We start from the raw sequence: 1,106 nt of genomic DNA, 5'->3' as shown, positions 1-1,106 counted from the left end.
TCTGAGAGGGTGTTTGATCTAGGTGGATTGCCCTTTATCTCCTAGTAGGTTCCTCGCCAGGTGGGTGTCGTCTCGTCCGTTATGCGCTTGGTGAGGTTGTCGATCGAGGCGACGTGGATCATTGCCTCGGAGCTGGCGGGCAGGGTCTCGTAGTCTCGGGCGAGGCGCCGGTGCAGCATGATCCAACCAATACTTCGTTCGACGACCCAGCGCCTTTTGACAACGTGGAAGCCGCGAACTCCTGGGTTTCTGTTGACGACTTCGACGTCGATTCCGAGGCTGGCGCCGTGCTCGATGACGGCGTTCTTGAAGCCGGTGTCGACCCAGCTCTTGGAGATGGTCGGGTAGGTCTTCTTGGCCTGGTCGAGGAGCTGGATTCCGACGGCGTTCTCGGACAGGCTCGCGGCAGTGACGGTCACGGCGAGGATCAGTCCGATCGTGTCGGTGAGGATGCCCCGTTTCCTGCCGACGATCTTCTTGGCGGCGTCGGTTCCCTGGCTGGTCAGGGGTACGTTGGTGGAGGTCTTCACGCTCTGGGTGTCGATCACGGAAGCGGTCGGCTCGGGCTTGCGACCCTCTTTCACGCGGGCCAGGCCGGTCAGGTCGTAGTTGAGCTGGGTGAGGATTCCCTCGTCGCGCCAGGCTGCGTAGTAGGCGTAGACGGTGCCGTGGCTCGGGAAGTCGTGCGGGAGGTATTTCCAGGGGATTCCAGTGCGGTTGATGTAGAGGAGTGCGTTGAATACGTCGCGCAGGTCGACCTTGGCCGGCTGCCCGGTGGGCCTGCGGTCGAGCCGGGCTTTTCTCCAGGCCGCCAGCGTCGGCTCGATTAAGGCCCATCGGGCGTCGGACAGGTCGCTGGGGTACGGCTTCCGCTGACTCACGCCGTAGCGTGATCATGGATGTGGCGGACGGTGCCGTTCCGCTACTGTTGGGCGTTTCTGTCTGATCTTCAAACCAGACGAACTTCGTGCACGAGAACCGGAGCAAACGGGCGGCCAAGTCCGCAGCTCGATGGGCGCGAGGGTGTGCGTATGAGGCAAACACCTCAAGCGTGACGGCCACGAAAGTTACTTACTGGCACAGAGCTTCTCTAAATGCCCACTGAG

1 protein-coding gene is annotated in these 1,106 nt (G+C 61.8%); it reads right to left on the bottom strand.

What is annotated here, in order from left to right:
- Positions 1-41: 41 nt before the first annotated feature.
- Positions 42-881 carry an IS5 family transposase gene (locus FPZ41_RS46670; protein WP_322621606.1) on the bottom strand — a complete coding sequence of 280 codons (840 nt, stop codon included), beginning with the start codon at positions 879-881 and terminating at the stop codon, positions 42-44.
- Positions 882-1,106: the final 225 nt, after the last annotated feature.

Origin of the sequence: Streptomyces acidicola, assembly GCF_009377235.1 — a bacterium.
GTDB lineage: Bacteria > Actinomycetota > Actinomycetes > Streptomycetales > Streptomycetaceae > Streptomyces > Streptomyces acidicola.
Note: the sequence above shows the minus strand (reverse complement) of the source record. Positions and strands in the feature narration are given on the sequence as shown.